The 16,705-nt window shown below is 60.9% G+C and carries 11 protein-coding genes and 1 riboswitch; of the genes, 2 read left to right on the top strand and 9 right to left on the bottom strand.

From position 1 onward, the window contains the following. Positions 1–433: 433 nt before the first annotated feature. The 9 genes from DW49_RS0110130 to DW49_RS1000000133905 all read right to left on the bottom strand — a co-directional run bounded on the left by DW49_RS0110130 (position 434) and on the right by DW49_RS1000000133905 (position 14,800). Positions 434–1,126, bottom strand: coding sequence for a 16S rRNA pseudouridine(516) synthase (locus DW49_RS0110130; protein ID WP_005620143.1), 693 nt, complete (start codon positions 1,124–1,126; stop codon positions 434–436). 392 nt (positions 1,127–1,518) lie between these two features. After that, positions 1,519–1,752: a cysteine-rich CWC family protein gene (locus DW49_RS0110125; protein WP_005620142.1), complete on the bottom strand. Its 234-nt coding sequence runs from the start codon at positions 1,750–1,752 to the stop codon at positions 1,519–1,521. A 7-nt stretch (positions 1,753–1,759) separates the two neighbouring features. After that, positions 1,760–5,092, bottom strand: coding sequence for a dermonecrotic toxin domain-containing protein (locus DW49_RS0110120; protein ID WP_024420934.1), 3,333 nt, complete (start codon positions 5,090–5,092; stop codon positions 1,760–1,762). A 110-nt stretch (positions 5,093–5,202) separates the two neighbouring features. Then, entirely contained in the window at positions 5,203–7,017 is a 1,815-nt protein-coding gene (atzF, locus tag DW49_RS0110115; protein WP_005620139.1) for an allophanate hydrolase, read from the bottom strand. 36 nt (positions 7,018–7,053) lie between these two features. Continuing rightward, positions 7,054–10,845, bottom strand: coding sequence for an urea carboxylase (locus DW49_RS0110110; protein WP_024421234.1), 3,792 nt, complete (start codon positions 10,843–10,845; stop codon positions 7,054–7,056). Between the two features lie 109 nt (positions 10,846–10,954). Then, positions 10,955–11,578, bottom strand: a complete 624-nt coding sequence (locus DW49_RS0110105; RefSeq protein ID WP_005620136.1) for an urea amidolyase associated protein UAAP2 — start codon at positions 11,576–11,578, stop codon at positions 10,955–10,957. Between the two features lie 11 nt (positions 11,579–11,589). Next, the gene (locus DW49_RS0110100) at positions 11,590–12,315 is read right to left on the bottom strand and encodes an urea amidolyase associated protein UAAP1 (protein ID WP_005620135.1); all 726 of its coding nucleotides are present in this window, start codon (positions 12,313–12,315) and stop codon (positions 11,590–11,592) included. Beyond that, positions 12,312–13,094: an ABC transporter ATP-binding protein gene (locus DW49_RS0110095; protein WP_005620133.1), complete on the bottom strand. Its 783-nt coding sequence runs from the start codon at positions 13,092–13,094 to the stop codon at positions 12,312–12,314. The genes DW49_RS0110100 and DW49_RS0110095 overlap by 4 nt, the downstream gene beginning before the upstream one ends. Then, entirely contained in the window at positions 13,091–14,800 is a 1,710-nt protein-coding gene (locus tag DW49_RS1000000133905) for a putative urea ABC transporter substrate-binding protein (RefSeq protein WP_024421233.1), read from the bottom strand. The genes DW49_RS0110095 and DW49_RS1000000133905 overlap by 4 nt, the downstream gene beginning before the upstream one ends. 63 nt (positions 14,801–14,863) lie before the next feature. Next, positions 14,864–14,966, bottom strand: a riboswitch (guanidine-I (ykkC/yxkD leader). A gap of 490 nt (positions 14,967–15,456) precedes the next feature. Here DW49_RS1000000133905 and DW49_RS1000000129945 point away from each other — a divergent pair. Next, positions 15,457–15,831, top strand: a complete 375-nt coding sequence (locus tag DW49_RS1000000129945; RefSeq protein ID WP_161780193.1) for a hypothetical protein — start codon at positions 15,457–15,459, stop codon at positions 15,829–15,831. Positions 15,832–16,011: 180 nt separating this feature from the next. Then, positions 16,012–16,704, top strand: a complete 693-nt coding sequence (gene ung / locus DW49_RS0110075) for a uracil-DNA glycosylase (RefSeq protein ID WP_005620131.1) — start codon at positions 16,012–16,014, stop codon at positions 16,702–16,704. Position 16,705: the final 1 nt, after the last annotated feature.

Below are 16,705 nucleotides of genomic sequence, written 5' to 3'. Positions count from 1 at the left end.
CTGCTGCTAAGCTTATCCACAATTGCTGGGACAGAAATCAGCAATCCGTCCTGGGTCAATTTTCAATCGGCAGGGTGGGTCAGTTTTCAATCAGCGCCAACACTTGTATGTCCAGCACTGCTTTTTCTGGCGACATAGGTGTAACTCCTGGCGTAAACAGGTCTGCGTGCAAACGACGTTGCACGAGTTTCGTGACAGGCAGGCGATAGCCGATTTAAGGCCCAGGTCGATCCGATAAACTGTTCGACAGGTATTGTTATTGGCGGGCAATTTGTCGCAAGCCAGCGGCTCGATACGACAAAGAGTTTCTTGGAATAATAGGTGGACTCATCAGTCGCATAAGGGCTGACACTTGCAGTCAAGCAGTCGAATCGATAATCCGCCAGCGTGGTTTTTGAGTTGTTTTGCTATTCCGCCGAACGGTTGTGACTTTCTAAAACAGGGCTACTTCCGCAGCCTGCAGCGAGCGGTAGCCGCCGGGCGGCAGGGCCGGGTCGAGGATCAACGCGCCGATGCTTTCCCGGTGCAGTTGCAGCACTTTGTTGTCGAAGTGACCGAACATCCGTTTCACTTGGTGGTAACGGCCTTCGATGATGCTCAAGCGCGCGCTTCGCGGCCCCAGCACGGTCAGTTGTGCCGGTTGCGTGATGATGTTTTCGAATGAGAAAAACAGACCTTCGGCGAATGTCAGCGCATAGCGCTCGTCGATAAGTTGCTCGGTCTCGACGTAATACACTTTGGGCATTTTGGTTTGCGGCTGAGTAAGTCGTCGCGACCATTGGCCATCGTTGGTAATCAGCATCAGACCGGTGGTGTTGAAGTCCAGTCGTCCGGCGATGTGCAGTTCGTGTTTGTCAGGCTCGTCGAGCAAATCGAGCACTGTTGCGTGCTGCGCATCGGTCGTTGCGCTGACGCAGCCTTGCGGCTTGTGCAGCATGAAGTAGCGCGCGGCTTTGCCGGGCTGAAGGATTTCCGCATCTAACACTACGCAACTGAACTCACGCACGTCGTAATGCGGGTCCGTGGTGATTTGCCCGTCCACCTGCACCCTGCCGCTGGCCAGTGCCAGGCGCACGCTCTTGCGGTTGAAGCGGGGCAGGTTGCTGAGGAAACGATCAAGGCGCATGAGGAGGGCGACGCACGGCGGATGAGACGCGCATCTTACTCTGTGAGCGGGCGGGTCGCTTGACCGGGCGACGCTTCGCTTTTCCGCGATGGGTTGCGAAGCGGCCCTAAAACAGGCCGTCTTAGTTGTGCCTGATACACCATATGCACTGGTTTTACTGCCGGTTCCCGGCAGATCGTGGACAAGTCCACTCCTACGCCCTCCGGGCAGAAGCGTGTTATGTGTGCGGACCGGGTGACGCTTCGTTTGTCCGCTATATCTCGGTTTTTGTAGGAGCGGACTCGTCCGCGAACTGCCGGGAACCAGCAGTAAAACCGGTCGTCTCGCCAGATACAACCAAGGTGGCCGGCTTTGGGGCCGCTTCGCAGCCCATCGTGGACAAGCGAAGACTCCTACGGCCTCCGGCCAGAATCAAAAGCAGGCTTGTGTACAACGCCGAGCGCACAGCGAGGGCACAGGCACGCCTGATTTCGGAGGTCGTCCGGCAAGGCGGCGAGCAACGCCGGGTCGATGTTTTCCGAAAAACACCAGCAGGGCTGATCGGCAGTGCGCGGGTCGGCCAGGCTGCACTGGTTGCTGAAGCCGCACACAGGGCACAGGCGGGTGTCGGTCATGGCGGTTGTCATGCAGGTATCAGGCACCGTGCTGGATGATCGGGGTGGAGGGGGCATGATAGACCGGGGCGCGGCGCAACACTGCCGATATTGCTGCGCAGCGACAGTGCACCAGCAATATTCGGTCGTAATGAATGCCCTGAACCGACAGGCTGTTGAATAGATCTGCCAGTGACGGAGGTGTCATGCCGAAGCGGTTGCGCACAGTTAGCACGTCCATCGGCGTCGGCTGCAACCAGCCCCTGAGCGGCGAGGCATTGGCGTTGCGCACCACCCGTGCAATCTCTTCGTAGGGCTCATCGGTGCTGGTCTGGAACTTGGACAGGCTGTAGTTTTTCAGCCTGCCTGGCAGCGACGTGCCGGCGATGAATTTGTCGGTGATCACCACGGAGTCGATGAGTGGCGGTGGCTGAACCAGCGTGTTTGCAGCCGTGCTGGAGATCGCAAATGGCTGGGCGCTCTTGTTGACGATGCGATGCAGTTTGGGGTCCACCAACTCGTAGCCATGAGGTGCGTAGGTGCGGATCTCCGAGCCGTTGGGGATCTTCACCGTCGCCGTCCACGGCGTGTAATACCCGTGCGTGCTGATCACCAGCGTTCTCGCCTGGCCGCGGTCCGATGTCCACAACAGAAACCTGCGGCCCAGTTTCCAGGCATGCACTGGTAGCAGGCTTGGTGATGCAGCCTCGGCAATGCTCCAGCGCTTGAGCAGCGCATCGGTGTGAAAGAACTTCTCCAGTCGGGTCTGGCGCGGCTTCATGAGCCGCTGGCGTAACCGGGCGACGCTGCGCGGTGCGCTGAGGGATCCGCCAGCCACCCGCGCGGTGTGCCCGGCAGGCTTCACGATTCGGCTCAGCGTGCGCAGCAACCTCGGCGTTTGCGTGCCCAACTGCATCAAGCCCAGCGATAACGTGGCCAGCAGCGCCTGGTTCTTTTCTGCATAGCGACTGCCCGGCAAAAGGGTCGCGGCAATGCTCAGTGAGGTGAGGCCGATTTCTGTCGCCAGTGAAGCAACGAAGGCCGGTGTCAGCAACAGCGACATGGGCAACAGCAAACATTGCAAATGCTGCAGGCGCGAGGTCCAGTAGGCCTGCGAAACCTGCTCCGATGTCACGATTCTGTCTGCGGCATCATCCAGTGCGTTTTGTTTGAGAACTTGGTGGAAAAAGGCAAACGGCGAGTCTTCCAGCCTTTTTTCGCACAATGAATGGTGCAGGGCTTGTTGTGTGTCAGGGTTATACAGTGCATCGGTCCATGGACGCAGAATGGACGCGGGCGGGCTCGGGGCCTGAACCCTGCCCCACAGCTTGAACAGGTAGTCCAGGCGTTTTTGATGGCGGACCGGCACATAGCGCATCACGGCCTCGCGCCAATCGGCTTGCGCCGTTTTTTGATTCAGATAGCCCTCAAGTGCCTTGTCATCGGTGAACTCCATGAAGGCGTCAGCGTGCCCTGCCTGATAAAGCACTTTCGGTTTGCCCGGTTGGTCAATGACCAGCAGCCCGGTGTATTGATGCTTCATGCCATCGATCAGCGCGCCCTTGACGAAAAAGCCCAGTGCCAGCCATGGGTGCCGCGCCGAGGTCGCGAGGGCATCTACAACCTGATCAAAGCCGCCGCGCTTGAGATGGCCGCGCTTGAGGCTGATCAACGCCTGAGTGATGAGCGTGGTGAGGAATGCCTGCTCGATTGCTGCCTTCTGCTGTCCCCAGAATTCATCAATGCGTCGGGTCATCCAGGACAGAAAACCGAACGCCTTGATGTAGCCCTCAAGTGCTTGCGCAGGGATTGCGAGCAATTGGCCTTGATCCCTTTCGCCTTTGCCGGTGGTGTCGAGAAAGACCACCGTGCGGCCATCGTAGTCAATGTAGCCTTGCGGGGAATCAACGCGATAATTGTTCATCAGCGCTTCGCTCAGGCTGACCGGTTTTTCATCCGGGGTATGGACGTACGTAGACGGATTGCGCGGGCTGCCCAGCGGGCTGATTGAGTTGCCGGACTGATAGGCGATAAACACATGGTCCGGGTTGAGCGCCAGGCCGTGGTGTTCCTGTAGATACGTTGCCATTACCTGGGCCGCCATTCTGGACGCTACCGGTATCTGCTGCACAATGCTGGCGTCTGCCTGCCAGAGGTCTACGGCCCCGGCCAGCACCAGGCTGCGTGTGATCGGGTTGAGCCGATCTATGTCTGGGTGTGTGTCGCTACTGGACGACGTTTCGGCAAGCGATGCCCGTGTCAGTTCACTGAACAAGTCTTCTGTCATCAGCCGCGCATCGGCAGCAAGGCGTACGTGCTGCTCAAGTGCATGCAGTACGTGGCCGTACACGCCTGAAGCGTTCATGGCCGCCAGCAGCCTGTCGGTCATCTGCTGTGGATCATCGCTGATGTATTCGATGACCTTGCCCTTTGCGCCCAGCACGTGAATGAAGCAGTGCGAGGTGTTTTTCGAGCGGACCTGAAAAATGCCCCGCACGGTTTCGCCATTGAGTGACAGCACGCGAACCTCGGATTTTTCCGCGTGCCCGCTTTGTTCCAGCGCCTGTGCATCGACAGGAAATTTGCTCAGCCCCAAGGCGTCCAGCGCCAGAACGTAGCCATCAAGGCTGATGTGCCGGTGGGCATATTGGCGGGCCAGCGTGTCCAGAAAGCTCAACCGTGACAACACGCGGAAGGTCTCTGCATGGCGGGCCCGGAAAGCCTCGAGCAATGCGCTGTAATCGCGGTCCAGAGGCAGCTCGCTGACCCACTTGAACGCCTGCGTGGTGCTCAGTGACGGAGTCTCGTCAGACAGCGGCGTGTCAGTGATATCGCTGCGATTCAAGGCCACAAGCAGCGCCGGGTCGAAGGTAGCTAAAGCCAGCTCGGTCAGTGACAGGCGAGCGCTGTAACGCTCATGCCCATCGTCGTCCACAGCGGGGTGGTTCTCGGTGCTGAAGGTCATCGTCAGTGTGTCGGGGTTCAGTGTCTTGCCGGTTTTTTCTGTGAGCCGCATTATCAGTTGTTGGCGAACGTAGTGCTGTCGGGACGGTGGGAAGTCCATGTCCATCTGGCAGGCCTTCAGGAGCAATGCCGAGTGTGCAATCAGCTTAAAACCGGGGCTTGCGCGCAAGGCCTTGAGTTGGCGTTCGATGTGCGCAGACTGCCCTTCAGGTTCGCGCTCTTCAGGCAGCGGCGGCGTGGGGTTTTCAGGCGGCAAATGGAACGGCGGCACTGTAAATGGCCGCGCAGCGTTGAGCGTGTCGTGCCGTGTGCTACCGAGTTCGGGCCGCAGGATACCGGGCTGTTCCAGCAGGGAAGAGGAGGGGTGAAACAAAGTGTCTTGGCGAAGCGGATTCCAGGGGTGGTTCATGACGGCCGGTCAAAGTGAATGGGTGCTCACTATGTCGGAAGGCGTGCCTGCAAACGGCATAACTATTTATCGAGAGACAGGTGGCATACCCAGGCATGCCACCTGTTCGGTCACTGCTGTTGCAGGTAGGCGCGCCAGCCGCCGAGGTGGCTGATATCGCGAGCGCCTTCAAGCCCAGAGGTTTCGCAAATGAAGCCGGTTTCCCAGCGACCGTCGGCCAGTTGCACTTTGCCCAGGCCGAGCGGTGCCGGAATACCGGTCAGGAACGAGCCCAGTTCGGCGCTCGGCAGCTCCCACACTTCAACGGCAATCGCTACGCCGTGCTCGGCCACCCGCACCATGCCGGGCCTGAACGGCGGGCCGCCGGCCAGCGCGTAGAGTTGATAGTCGGCTGAGCTGTGTGTGACCTCCAGCAAGCGGGCACCGCGTTGTTTGAGCTGCCAGTTCAATGCCAGGCCGTCCAGGTGCGCACCGCAGACCACCAGCCGGGCCATGTCGTTGCGGGCGGCAGTGCTCGGCGCGGGCAGCGACGGACTGTCACCGCCAATCAGCGGCAGGGCGGTTTGCCGTTGGAATGCATCGGCGAGACTGAGCAGATACTGGTCAGTGAACGCCCGCCCGAACAGCGTCACGCCCCACGGCAGGCCGTTGCTCATGAAAGCGCTGGGTACTGCGATGGCGGCATAATCGAGCAGGTTGACGAAGTTGGTGTAATAACCCAGTTCCGAGTTACGCAACACGGGCTCGGCGAGCAGTTCTGCCGAGGTTACCGGGCGACCGATGCTCGGTGTCACTACGCAATCCAGTCCGTCCAGCGCCCGATCACACAGTGCTTTCAGCGCTTGCAGACGGTATTGCGCGCGAAACGTATCGACCCCGCTCACACCCGGTGCCTTGGCCAGTACGTCGCGAATCACCGGCAATACAGCGTCGGGATGTTGCTCCATCAATGGCCCGGCGATGCCGTAGCGCTCGGCCACCCACGGGCCGTCGTACAGCAGCTGTGCAGCTTCCAGAAAGGGTGACAGGTCCAGCGTGACCGCCTCGCCGCCCAGTGCAGTGAGGCGTGCGATGGCGTCGCTGAACAGCTGCGGCCCTTCGCTGCAGCCGAAAAACGCCAGGTCTTCGCTTCGCGGCACACCGAAGCGGAACGGGCGAGGCGCGCCGAACGCCGAGGCGTCGTTCCACTGTGGGTTGCGACGGCTATATTCGTCGCGCGGATCAAACCTGGCGACCAGCCCCAACAACTGGCTGGCCTCTCTTGCCGTGGCGGTGAAAGTGGAGACGCAATCCTGTGTGCGGCACGCGGGCACCACACCCGCTGTGGAGATCAAGCCCTTGCTGGCTTTCATGCCAACCAGATTGTTCAGCGCCGCCGGTACTCGGCCCGAGCCTGCGGTGTCGGTGCCCAGCGCGAAACTGCTGACTCCCAACGCGACCGCCAGTGAAGAGCCGGAGCTTGAACCGCCCGACGGATAATCGTTAAGAACGCTGTTGGGACAAACGCCATAGGGCGAGCGACTGCCATTGAGGCCGGTGGCGAACTGGTCGAGATTGGTCTTGCCCATCGGCACTGCGCCCAGTGCGATCAGTTGTTCGACAATGGTCGCCGAGCGCTCTGGCGTGTAGGCGTAATCCGGGCAGGCGGCGGTGGTTGGAATGCCGGCCAGGTCGATGTTGTCCTTGATCGCGAAAGGCACGCCGTACAGCGGCAGATCCTTGAGGTCACGGCTCTCCAGCGCGGCCAGATAAGGTTCAAGTTCAGCCGGGCTGAGCAGGTGAATGAACAGGTGATAAGCGGGATTGAGCGCAGCGGCCTTTTCCCGCAGGGCCAGAATCAGCTGGCGCGGCGACAGATGGCCGGCCTGGTAGGCGGCGCGTACGGTGTCCAGGCGAAAGTTGTTCGGCAGAGCTGTGTCGTTCATGACAGGATTCCCTCGAAGTTTGAAAAGTTGATCGGTTCAGTCTGCTGCCAGCACCACGACCCGTTGCCCAGCGCGAACCGCCGAGCCAGGTTGTACCCGCACTTCCTGCACGACGCCTGCGACGGGTGCGAGCAGCGGGATTTCCATCTTCATCGACTCCAGAATCACCAGCACATCGCCTGCTTCGACACGCTCGCCGGGTTGCACCTGGACCTGCCAGAGGTTACCGGCGATGTGGCTGTCGATGCCTTGCTGGCCCGCGTGCAGGGGCAGTTCTTCGATGTACGGCGCGACACCTTCGTCGCTCTGGAAATCGGCCTGGCCGTTGGCAATCCAGCGTTCACGTTCGGCGTTAAATGCTCCCTGTTGTTGAGCGCGGAACGCCGTGATGCCGTCGGCTTCACGCGTCAGAAAGGTCTGGTAATCGGCCAGGTTCAGGGTGCTGTGTTCGATGTTCAGCGCAAAACGGCCCAGCGGGAAATCGCGGCGAATGCGCAGCAGTTCGTCGGCGCTGACCGGGTAGAAACGGATCTGATCGAAGAAGCGCAACAGCCACGGCTTGCCTTCAAAGGCTGCGACTTCGCGATAGCGATTCCACATCTGCAACGTGCGCCCGATGAACTGATAACCGCCGGGGCCTTCCATGCCATACACACACATATAGGCACCACCGATGCCGACCGAGTTCTCGGCAGTCCAGGTGCGCGCCGGGTTGTACTTGGTGGTCACCAGACGGTGGCGCGGGTCCAGCGGGGTGGCAACCGGTGCGCCCAGGTACACATCGCCCAGGCCCATGACCAGATAGCTGGCGTCGAACACCGTGCGTTGCACTTCGTCGAGGTTGGGCAGGTCGTTGATGCGCCGGATGAACTCCAGATTGCTCGGGCACCACGGCGCGTCCTTGCGCACGGTGGTCATGTATTTCTCGATGGCCAACTGGCAGGCCGGATCGTCCCAGGACAGCGGCAGATGGACGATGCGTGACGCGACTTGCAGGTCTTTCGCTGCGCACACGGCGTCCCATTCGCCGGCAATGATGCCGAGCAGTTGATCAAGCGGCAGTTGCTCGGGGCGATAGTGGACTTGCAGCGAGCGAATGCCCGGCGTCAGGTCGATCACCCCCGCCAGCGCCTTGGCTTCCAGCGCCAGCATCAAGGCATGGCCGCGCAGCCGCAGCACCAGATCCAGCTCGGGCGCGCCGATTTCCAGCAGCAGATGGGTGTCGCCAGAGAGCCGCGCCACCAGGCGCTTGTCGTCTTTACCGATGTCGAGAATGATCGGGCTGGGCAGGCTGGCTACCTTATGTGGGAGCGAGCTTGCTCGCGAAGAGGCCGGTACATCCGATGCATTTTCTGTGTCTGGAATATCGCCTTCGCGAGCAAGCTCGCTCCCACAGGTGTTATTCGCTATACCTTGTGGGAGCGGACTTGTCCGCGAATGGGGCGGTACATCCGATGTATTTTTTGTGTCTGGAAGTTTGCTTTCGCGGACAAGCGAAGCGTCGCCCGGTCCGCTCCCGCGGGTGTTAAGCGGGCCTTGTGAGTTCATCGCCGCATGACACGCCTCGACGCTCACGGGGTAAAACCGCACCCGGTCGCCAGCTTTCAACTGCCCCAGCTGCCACAAGTCCGCTTCGATGATGGTTACCGGGCACACGAAGCCGCCCAGGCTCGGGCCGTCCGGGCCGAGGATGACCGGCATGTCACCGGTAAAATCCACCGCGCCAATGGCATACGGGTTGTCGTGGATGTTGGACGGATGCAGACCCGCCTCACCACCGTCCGCGCGGACCCATTCAGGCTTGGGGCCGATCAGGCGCACGCCGGTGCGGCTGGAGTTGAAATGCACCTCCCAGTCGGTGGCAAAGAACGTTTCGATGTAGGCTTCGGTGAAGTATTCCGGCGCGGCGTGCGGGCCGTAGATCACTCGGATCTGGCGAACCTCTTTCAGTGCATTAAGCTCTTCATCAGCCATTCGCTGGCCCGCACTGCGGTCAACCAAAGGCTCGATATGCAGCACGTCACCTGTGCGTAACGCCCGACCGCCATGCCCGCCGAACTGGCCCAGGGTGAAGGTGCTTTTGCTGCCCAGATAATCCGGCACGTCCAGCCCGCCGCGCACGCACAGGTAACTGCGTACGCCTGCGCCCTCGATAGTACCCAGCGCAAGGGTCGAACCGGCACCCACCAGCAGCGCGGTGTTCATGGCACAGGGTTCGCCATCCAGCGTGATCGGGACATGCGCGCCGGTCACTGCGATCACCGCGTCGGTATTGAAGCGCAGCAACGGCCCGCTCATGGTGATTTCCAGCGCGACGCAGCCCTCGGCATTGCCCAGCAGCCGATTGCCCTGACGCAAGGCGCGGCTGTCCATCGGACCGGACGGCGGTACACCGACCGCCCAATAGCCCAGTCGGCCGGGATAATCCTGAACGCTGGTCTGTGTGCCGCCGCTCAACACCTCAAACGTATCAGCGTGATACACCAGGCCTTCCAGGCAGCGCGTCCATGGCTGGCCGCTGGCGAACGGTACGTCTTCGATGATCTGGCGCAGGTAATCGCGGTTGGTCTCCACGCCATACAGGCGCGTTTCATGAAGCGCTGCAGCCAACCCGGCGCTGGCCTGATCACGGGTCGGCGCCCAACTGATCAGCTTGGCGATCATCGGGTCGAAATACGGCGGTATCTCGCAACCGGCTTCAACCCAGGTATCAATGCGCAGCGCTTGCCCATAAGCAGGCGGAAAATTCACCGCTGTCAGCAGGCCAGGGCAGGGCTGAAAATCGCGGCCCGGGTCTTCGGCGTACAGCCGCGCCTGAATGGCATGGCCGACCGGTTGCAAGCTGGCCTGCAACTGGCCGAGCGGTGGCAGATCACCGGCAGCCAGTTGCACCATCCAGCCGACCAGATCGACGCCCCACACCTGTTCGGTAACACCGTGCTCTACCTGCAGGCGCGTGTTCACTTCCAGAAAATAGAAGCGCTGGTCCTCACTGTCGAACACAAACTCGACGGTCCCGGCGCTGCGATAATTGACGGCTTTGGCCAGCTTGATCGCCGCCGCGCACAGCTCATCGGCCATGCCCTCTGGCAAGTTCGGGGCCGGGGTTTCTTCCAGTACCTTCTGGTTGCGGCGCTGCACCGAACAGTCGCGCACGCCGAGGGCCAGCACCTCGCCCTGGCCGTCGCCGAACACCTGCACTTCCAGATGGCGGGCGCGCTGGATGTATTTCTCGATGAACACACCCGCGTCGCTAAAATTGTTCTGGCCGAGGCGTTTGACGGCCTCGAACGAGTCTGCCAACTCCTCGGCACTGCGGCACACGCGCATGCCGATACCGCCGCCCCCCGCCGTGCTTTTGAGCATGACCGGGTAGCCGATATCACGTGCCGCGACGATGGCCGATTCCAGGCTGTCGAGCAGTTCGGTGCCTTCCAGCAGCGGCACGCCGTGTTGTCGGGCCAGCGCGCGGGCCGTGTGCTTGAGGCCGAACATCCGCAGTTGCTCGGGCGTCGGGCCGACGAAGGCGATACCGGCGTCTTCGCAGGCCTGGGCAAATGCAGCATTTTCGGAGAGAAAGCCGTAACCCGGATGAATGGCGTTGGCGCCGCTGGCTTTGGCGATGGCGAGGATCTTGTCCACCGCCAGATACGTCCCGGCCGCACCGCCTTCGCCCAGGCTGTGGGCTTCGTCGGCCTGCATCAGGTGCAGGCTGGCGGCGTCGGCTTCGCAATACACCGCCACACCTTTGACCTGCAACGTGCGCAGGGTCCGCAGAATGCGGCAGGCAATGGCGCCACGGTTGGCGATCAGCAGTTTGTCGAACATGGCATAACCCCGGAAACCCAGACGCGCTCGGTTTCTTGCTGGGAAGCGGGCCGTCCCGCTATTGATCTGTCTACGCAACGGTCGTCCGTTGCTGGTGGCGGTCGCCGGGTCAGTCGCGAATCAGCAACTGCGCGGGCGTCGGGTTGTAGCCGTTGCACGGATTGTTCAACTGCGGACAGTTGGAAATCAGCACGATCACGTCCATCTCGGCACGCAGCTCGACGTACTTGCCGGGCGCAGAAATACCGTCTTCAAAGGTCAGGCCGCCGTCGGCTGTCACCGGCACGTTCATGAAGAAATTGATATTGGGGCCGATGTCGGCCTTGGTCAGGCGACCGTCGTGCAGGCAGGCGCGCAGGTAGTTGTCGCGGCAGCTGTGCATGTAGCGTTTTTCCAGGGCGTAGCGCACGGTGTTGCTTTCTTGTGCACACGCGCCGCCCAGCGTGTCGTGGCGACCGCAGGTGTCATCGATGATGGTCAGCATCGGCTGGCCGAGGTTGGAAAACAGCACGCTGCCGGTGGTCAGGTAAACGCTGTTCTGGCGGCGTAACGTGCGTTGCACGTCATAGCGTTCGCGTGGGTTGGCAAGGCTGAAAAACAGCGTGTCGACCGCCTGATTGCCTTCCAGGTCGAGAATGCGCACGGTCTGCCCGGCTTTGACCTCGGCCAGAAACGGCTCACCTGCCGCAATGGTCGCGTCGCAGCAATGATGATGATTATTATGTGAGTTCATGACAGGGCTCCTCAGGCGAACAGGCGGTCGGTGTTGATGAAACCGCGCTCGTTTTCAGGGCGCGAGGTGCGGCAGTGCTCGGCGACGCTAGCGTCGGCTTTCATCCAGCTGAGCGTGAGCGGTTGCGGCGCGTATTCAGGGTTAGGGTCCATCGGGTGTTGCAGCGCGGTCAGCACCACTAGCGTGTCCATCGGCGCATACAGCTCGATGTAGTCTCCGGCTTTCGAGTTGTTCGGGGCAAAATGCAGCGTGCCCGTTTCGCTGACATCGACGCGGCTGAACAGGTTGAGCGTCATCAGCAGGTCCGACAGGCCCAACCCCCATTTGCCCAGCTCGACCAGCAGGTTGTCGACGCCGTTGCGAAAAAAGCCATTGCGCAGTTCCTGATAGCGGGCCTGGCCGTATTTTTCAGCGACTTCCTGAGCGTTGAGCACGCCACCCAGGCTGTCGCTCCAACCGCAGGTGTCGGTGACGATGGCGGCCAGCACGCGGCCCATGTCCGAATACAGGCAGTGGCTGTTGCTCAACTTGGCAGTGTGCTGGCATTTGAGGCTGTCGGGCAGGTTCAGCCGCTCGGTTTTTTCGTGAGCGTTGAGGAGCGTCAGGCTGACGTTGGCATTGCCGTTCAGGTCAGTCAGACGCAGCAGCTCGCCGCGCTTGAGGATGAAAGAACGGTGGCCGCCAGCGGGCAGCAGTTCTTCGGCGAAAACCGGGTAAAGGGTGGTCGAGTCAGTCATTGAACGGGCTCCTCTGAAACGGTAAGCAGCGAATCGATGGCAGCGCGTTCGGCGCGGCGTTCGCTGTTGAGGGGGATGTCGTAAGTGATGCGCGCGCCATACGCGCCGGGTTCGTGCGGGTCGTGGCGCACCTTGTCGAACACCAGCAGGCGGGTGCCGAGGTTGAAGCCTTCGGACAGGTCGTGGGTGACCATGAACACGGTCAGTTTCGTCTCGCGCCACAACTCCAGCAGCAGGTGATGCATGTCCTTGCGAATGCCGGGGTCGAGCGCGCCGAAGGGTTCGTCCAGCAGCAGCACTCGGGGTTTCATGATCAGTGCCTGAGCGATCGCCAGCCGTTGTTGCATGCCACCGGACAACTGCGTCGGGTACTTGTCCAGCGCGTGGCCCAGACCGACTTTTCCCAACAGTTGCGCGGCCTGCTCGCGTGCCTCGCGTTTGGCCCGACCGAACAGACGGCCTGACCAAGACGCGCGGGGCAGTTCCAGGCCCAGCGCCACGTTGTCCAGCACTGACAAGTGCGGGAACACTGAATAGCGCTGGAAAACCACGCCACGACTCGCGTCCGGCTCATCGCGAAGGGCCTCGCCGTCCAGCGTGATCAGGCCGCGACTGGGGGTTTCCTGACCCAGCAACAGGCGCAGGAACGTGGATTTGCCGCAGCCAGATGCGCCGACCAGCGTGCAGAACTCGCCTTCGGCCACGTCCAGATTCAGGCCCTCAAGCACCACTTGGTCGTCGTATTGCTGCCAGACATTGCGCACACAGATAAAGCTCATGCGCGGGCTCCTTCGTACCAGGGGAACGCGCGGCGGGTCAGTGCTTTGAGGCCCCAGTCCATCAGCCAGGCAAGCAGGGTGATCCACACCACGTAAGGCAGAATCACGTCCATCGCCAGGTAACGGCGGACCAGAAATATCCGGTAGCCTAGACCGTCAGTCGAGGCAATGGCCTCGGCGGCGATCAGAAACAACCACGCCGAGCCGAGCACCAGGCGCAGGGCGATCAACAGGCGTGGCAGCAGTTGCGGCAGGACCACCCGCAGAATCAGCGTCCACGTCGACGCGCCGAGTGTCTGTGCCTTGATCAGCAGCTCGACCGGAATTTCCCGGGCGCGCTGTTCCAGATCACGGGCCAGAATCGGCGTGATACCGATCACGATCAGCATCACTTTCGACAGCTCACCCAGGCCGAAGACAATGAACAGAATCGGCAGGATTGCCAGCGGCGGCACCATCGACAGCACCGTCAGCAAGGGCGACAGCGGTGCACCGAACAGCGGCAGGATGCCCGCTGCAATGCCCAGACACAGACCCAGCAGCGCGCTGATTCCCAGGCCGATGGCCAGGCGCTTGAGGCTCGATGCCGAGTCTTGCCATAACAGGTAGTCGCCGGTTCGCGTGTCTGCGGTGAACGCCATGCGGTTGACCGCATCGGCCATCTGCACGTAGCTGGGGTCAAAGTGCAGCTTGAGGTTGGCCTTGTCGCCGAGGACCACGCCGTTGGCGAACGACATGCCGACCGCATTTGCATCACGCGCGCCTTCACCGAGCAAGCCGTGGGCAAACGAGAAGTCCGCGACCTTGCGCTGGGTGTCTGGCAGCTGTTTGCTGGTGGCGAACTCAAGCGCTTCCTTGGGCGTGGCGAACAGCTTGGTGGTGTCGAGCTGCGCCTGGAAACCGGCCAGATCAGTACCCGACGCCTTGGCCATTTGCTCCAGTGCGGCTTTGCTCTGGGCGTTTTTGGCGTTCATCAGCGCGACCACTTCAAACCATGCGCCGGTCAGGGCTTTGCCCAAAACCGGGTTGTCTTTCAGGGTCTGAGTGTTGACGACCATCATGTCCATGATCTCGCCAGGGATCTGGCTGGAATTGAACACTTCGGTCACGCCAGGCTTGGCTTTGATGTCCGACAGCATCGGGTTCCAGGTGGTGACCGCCTGCACGTCGTCCGTATTGAAGGCTGCCGAGATGTCAGCGTCCGAAGTGTTGACCACCTTGAGGTCTTTTTCGCTGAGCTTGGCGGAGTCCAGCGCACGGGCCAGCAGGTAATGCGACACCGACAGTTCGACCAGATTGACGTTCATGCCTTTAAGGTCGGCCACTTTTTTGCCTGTGCCCTTAAGTACAATGCCGTCGTTGCCGTTGGAGAAGTCGCTGACGATCAGCGCCGTGCTTTCCACGCCACCTGCGGCCGGGATGGTCAGGGCGTCCATGTTGGTCATGGTGCAGCCATCGAACTGGCCGGCGGTGTACTGGTTGATGGATTCGACGTAGTCATTGAGCTGGGTGACATCGATCTTGATGCCGTACTTCTTTGCCCATTTGTCGACGATGCCCTGGCTGCCTGCGTATTCCCACGGCATCCAGCCTGCATAGATAGTCCAGCAGACGTTGAAGTGATCTTTCTGGGCGGCATTCGCCGAGAGGCTCAACGCAGCCAGCAGGCCTGCGGTGAGCAGGCCGAAGAGACGAGACTTTTGCATGTTGAGAAATCTCCAGTAGTGAAAAAAGGCGGCCAGGAGCAACGTGACACCACTGGTGTCCCTGTCTCCCGGGCTTTTGTCCCGCCGTGTAACCTCTACTGGAGGTCGCCAACTCTCGGACCAGCCACTTGCCTGTCGGCAAGCCGGAACCCTAGTCGGCTATTGCAAATTGTGGTGCCGCGAACCTGTGTTGACTCCTGCACAACAGTCCTCAAGCGAGAGTTGTGCCAACTTGAGCAAAGCACCGGTTTTAATGGGGCGCTGCTGAACGAGGATGTTTGGTGGACGCAGAACCGCCTTGTGCTGGTGCGCCGCTGCACTGCGATGAGGCGCGAGGTTTTCGGCAGATGCGAAATGTTTTGTAGCATCTTTGTAAGAAACTGCGACAGTCCCGCAAACCATGGTTTCAGAGCCTTTTGCAGATCGATTTCCAGTACGCAAACGGCGCAGAAGGTAAAGACCTCAGGGCACTAGAAGGCCTTTTCGCTGTCTGATTTTTCGTCCGCCAACCGCTTTGGCGGACGCCGACCAGCGTCGCTGGTTTGTGCCCAATCGCGGTCCAGGAGGCCGCCATGTATCGAAGACCCTTGCTTATCACGTTGCTGACCCTTTTCCTCACTGGTTGCTACGCAGGCCCTGGATACTACGAATCTGATGTGTACACACAGCCGACGACGGTCGTCAGCGGGGGTGCTTACGCGTACGACAACGGTTATAACGCCACCTATTATCAGGAGCGGCGCGTCTACGTGGCGCCGCAACCGCGTTATTACACCCAACCTCGCTATTACGCTCCGGCACCGCGTTATTACGCGCCACCCCCCGCGCCGCGCTATTACCAGCCAGGACGCCCGCCGGGCTATGGCTGGAGGAATGACGGCTTTCGTGGCAATGGTGGTTTCGGGCGTAACGACGGTTTCCGCGCAGACCGTGGCAATCGCGGCTGGGATGACCACGGTGGTCGAGGCGGGCGCGATGGCCGCGATCATGGACGGGGCGGACGCGGCGATGGTCGTGGCGGCCATCGATAGCCGAAACCTGAGCGTTTATTACAACGCCAACGCTGTGAATTGACTACTGTGCCGATGCTCTGCGTCGGCACGCCTTTCTGGACGCTCTGCGTTTTATCCTGACTGCGCAGAGCGCAACCGGCATTGACTTTGCTGCTGGGCTTTTCTAGTGTCCGCGCATTGTTTTTACCGGATGTAACCATGACTAGCGACGACCGCATCAAGCTTGAGCCAAGCTGGAAAGAAGCCCTGCGTGACGAATTCGAGCAGCCCTACATGGCGCAGCTGCGCGAGTTTCTGCGTCAGGAGCATGCCGCTGGCAAGGAGATCTATCCGCCGGGGCCGCTGATTTTCAATGCGCTGAACTCCACGCCGCTGGACAACGTAAAAATCGTCATTCTCGGCCAGGACCCTTACCACGGCCCTAACCAGGCCCACGGCTTGTGCTTCTCGGTGCAGCCAGGCGTGCCGACGCCGCCTTCGCTGGTCAACATCTATAAAGAGCTGAAACGCGACCTGAACATCGATATTCCGAACCACGGTTGCCTGCAATCCTGGGCTGATCAGGGCGTGCTGATGCTCAATACCACCCTGACGGTCGAGCGCGCCAATGCTGCGTCTCATGCGGGGAAGGGCTGGCAGCATTTTACCGACCGGATCATTCAGGTGGTCAGCGAGCATCAGCCGCATCTGGTGTTTTTGCTGTGGGGCGCTCACGCACAAGGCAAGCAGAAGCTGGTCGATGCGACCAAGCATCTGGTGCTGACCTCGGTCCATCCGTCGCCGCTGTCGGCGTATAAAGGCTTTTTAGGCAACGGGCACTTCGGGCGTGCCAACAAGTACCTTGAGCAGAATGGCCTGGCGCCCATTGACTGGCGATTGCCTGCGCTCTGAT

This window comes from Pseudomonas avellanae BPIC 631, from assembly GCF_000444135.1.
GTDB classification, from domain to species: Bacteria; Pseudomonadota; Gammaproteobacteria; order Pseudomonadales; family Pseudomonadaceae; genus Aquipseudomonas; species Aquipseudomonas avellanae.
This window is presented reverse-complemented; position numbering and strand designations above follow the sequence as displayed.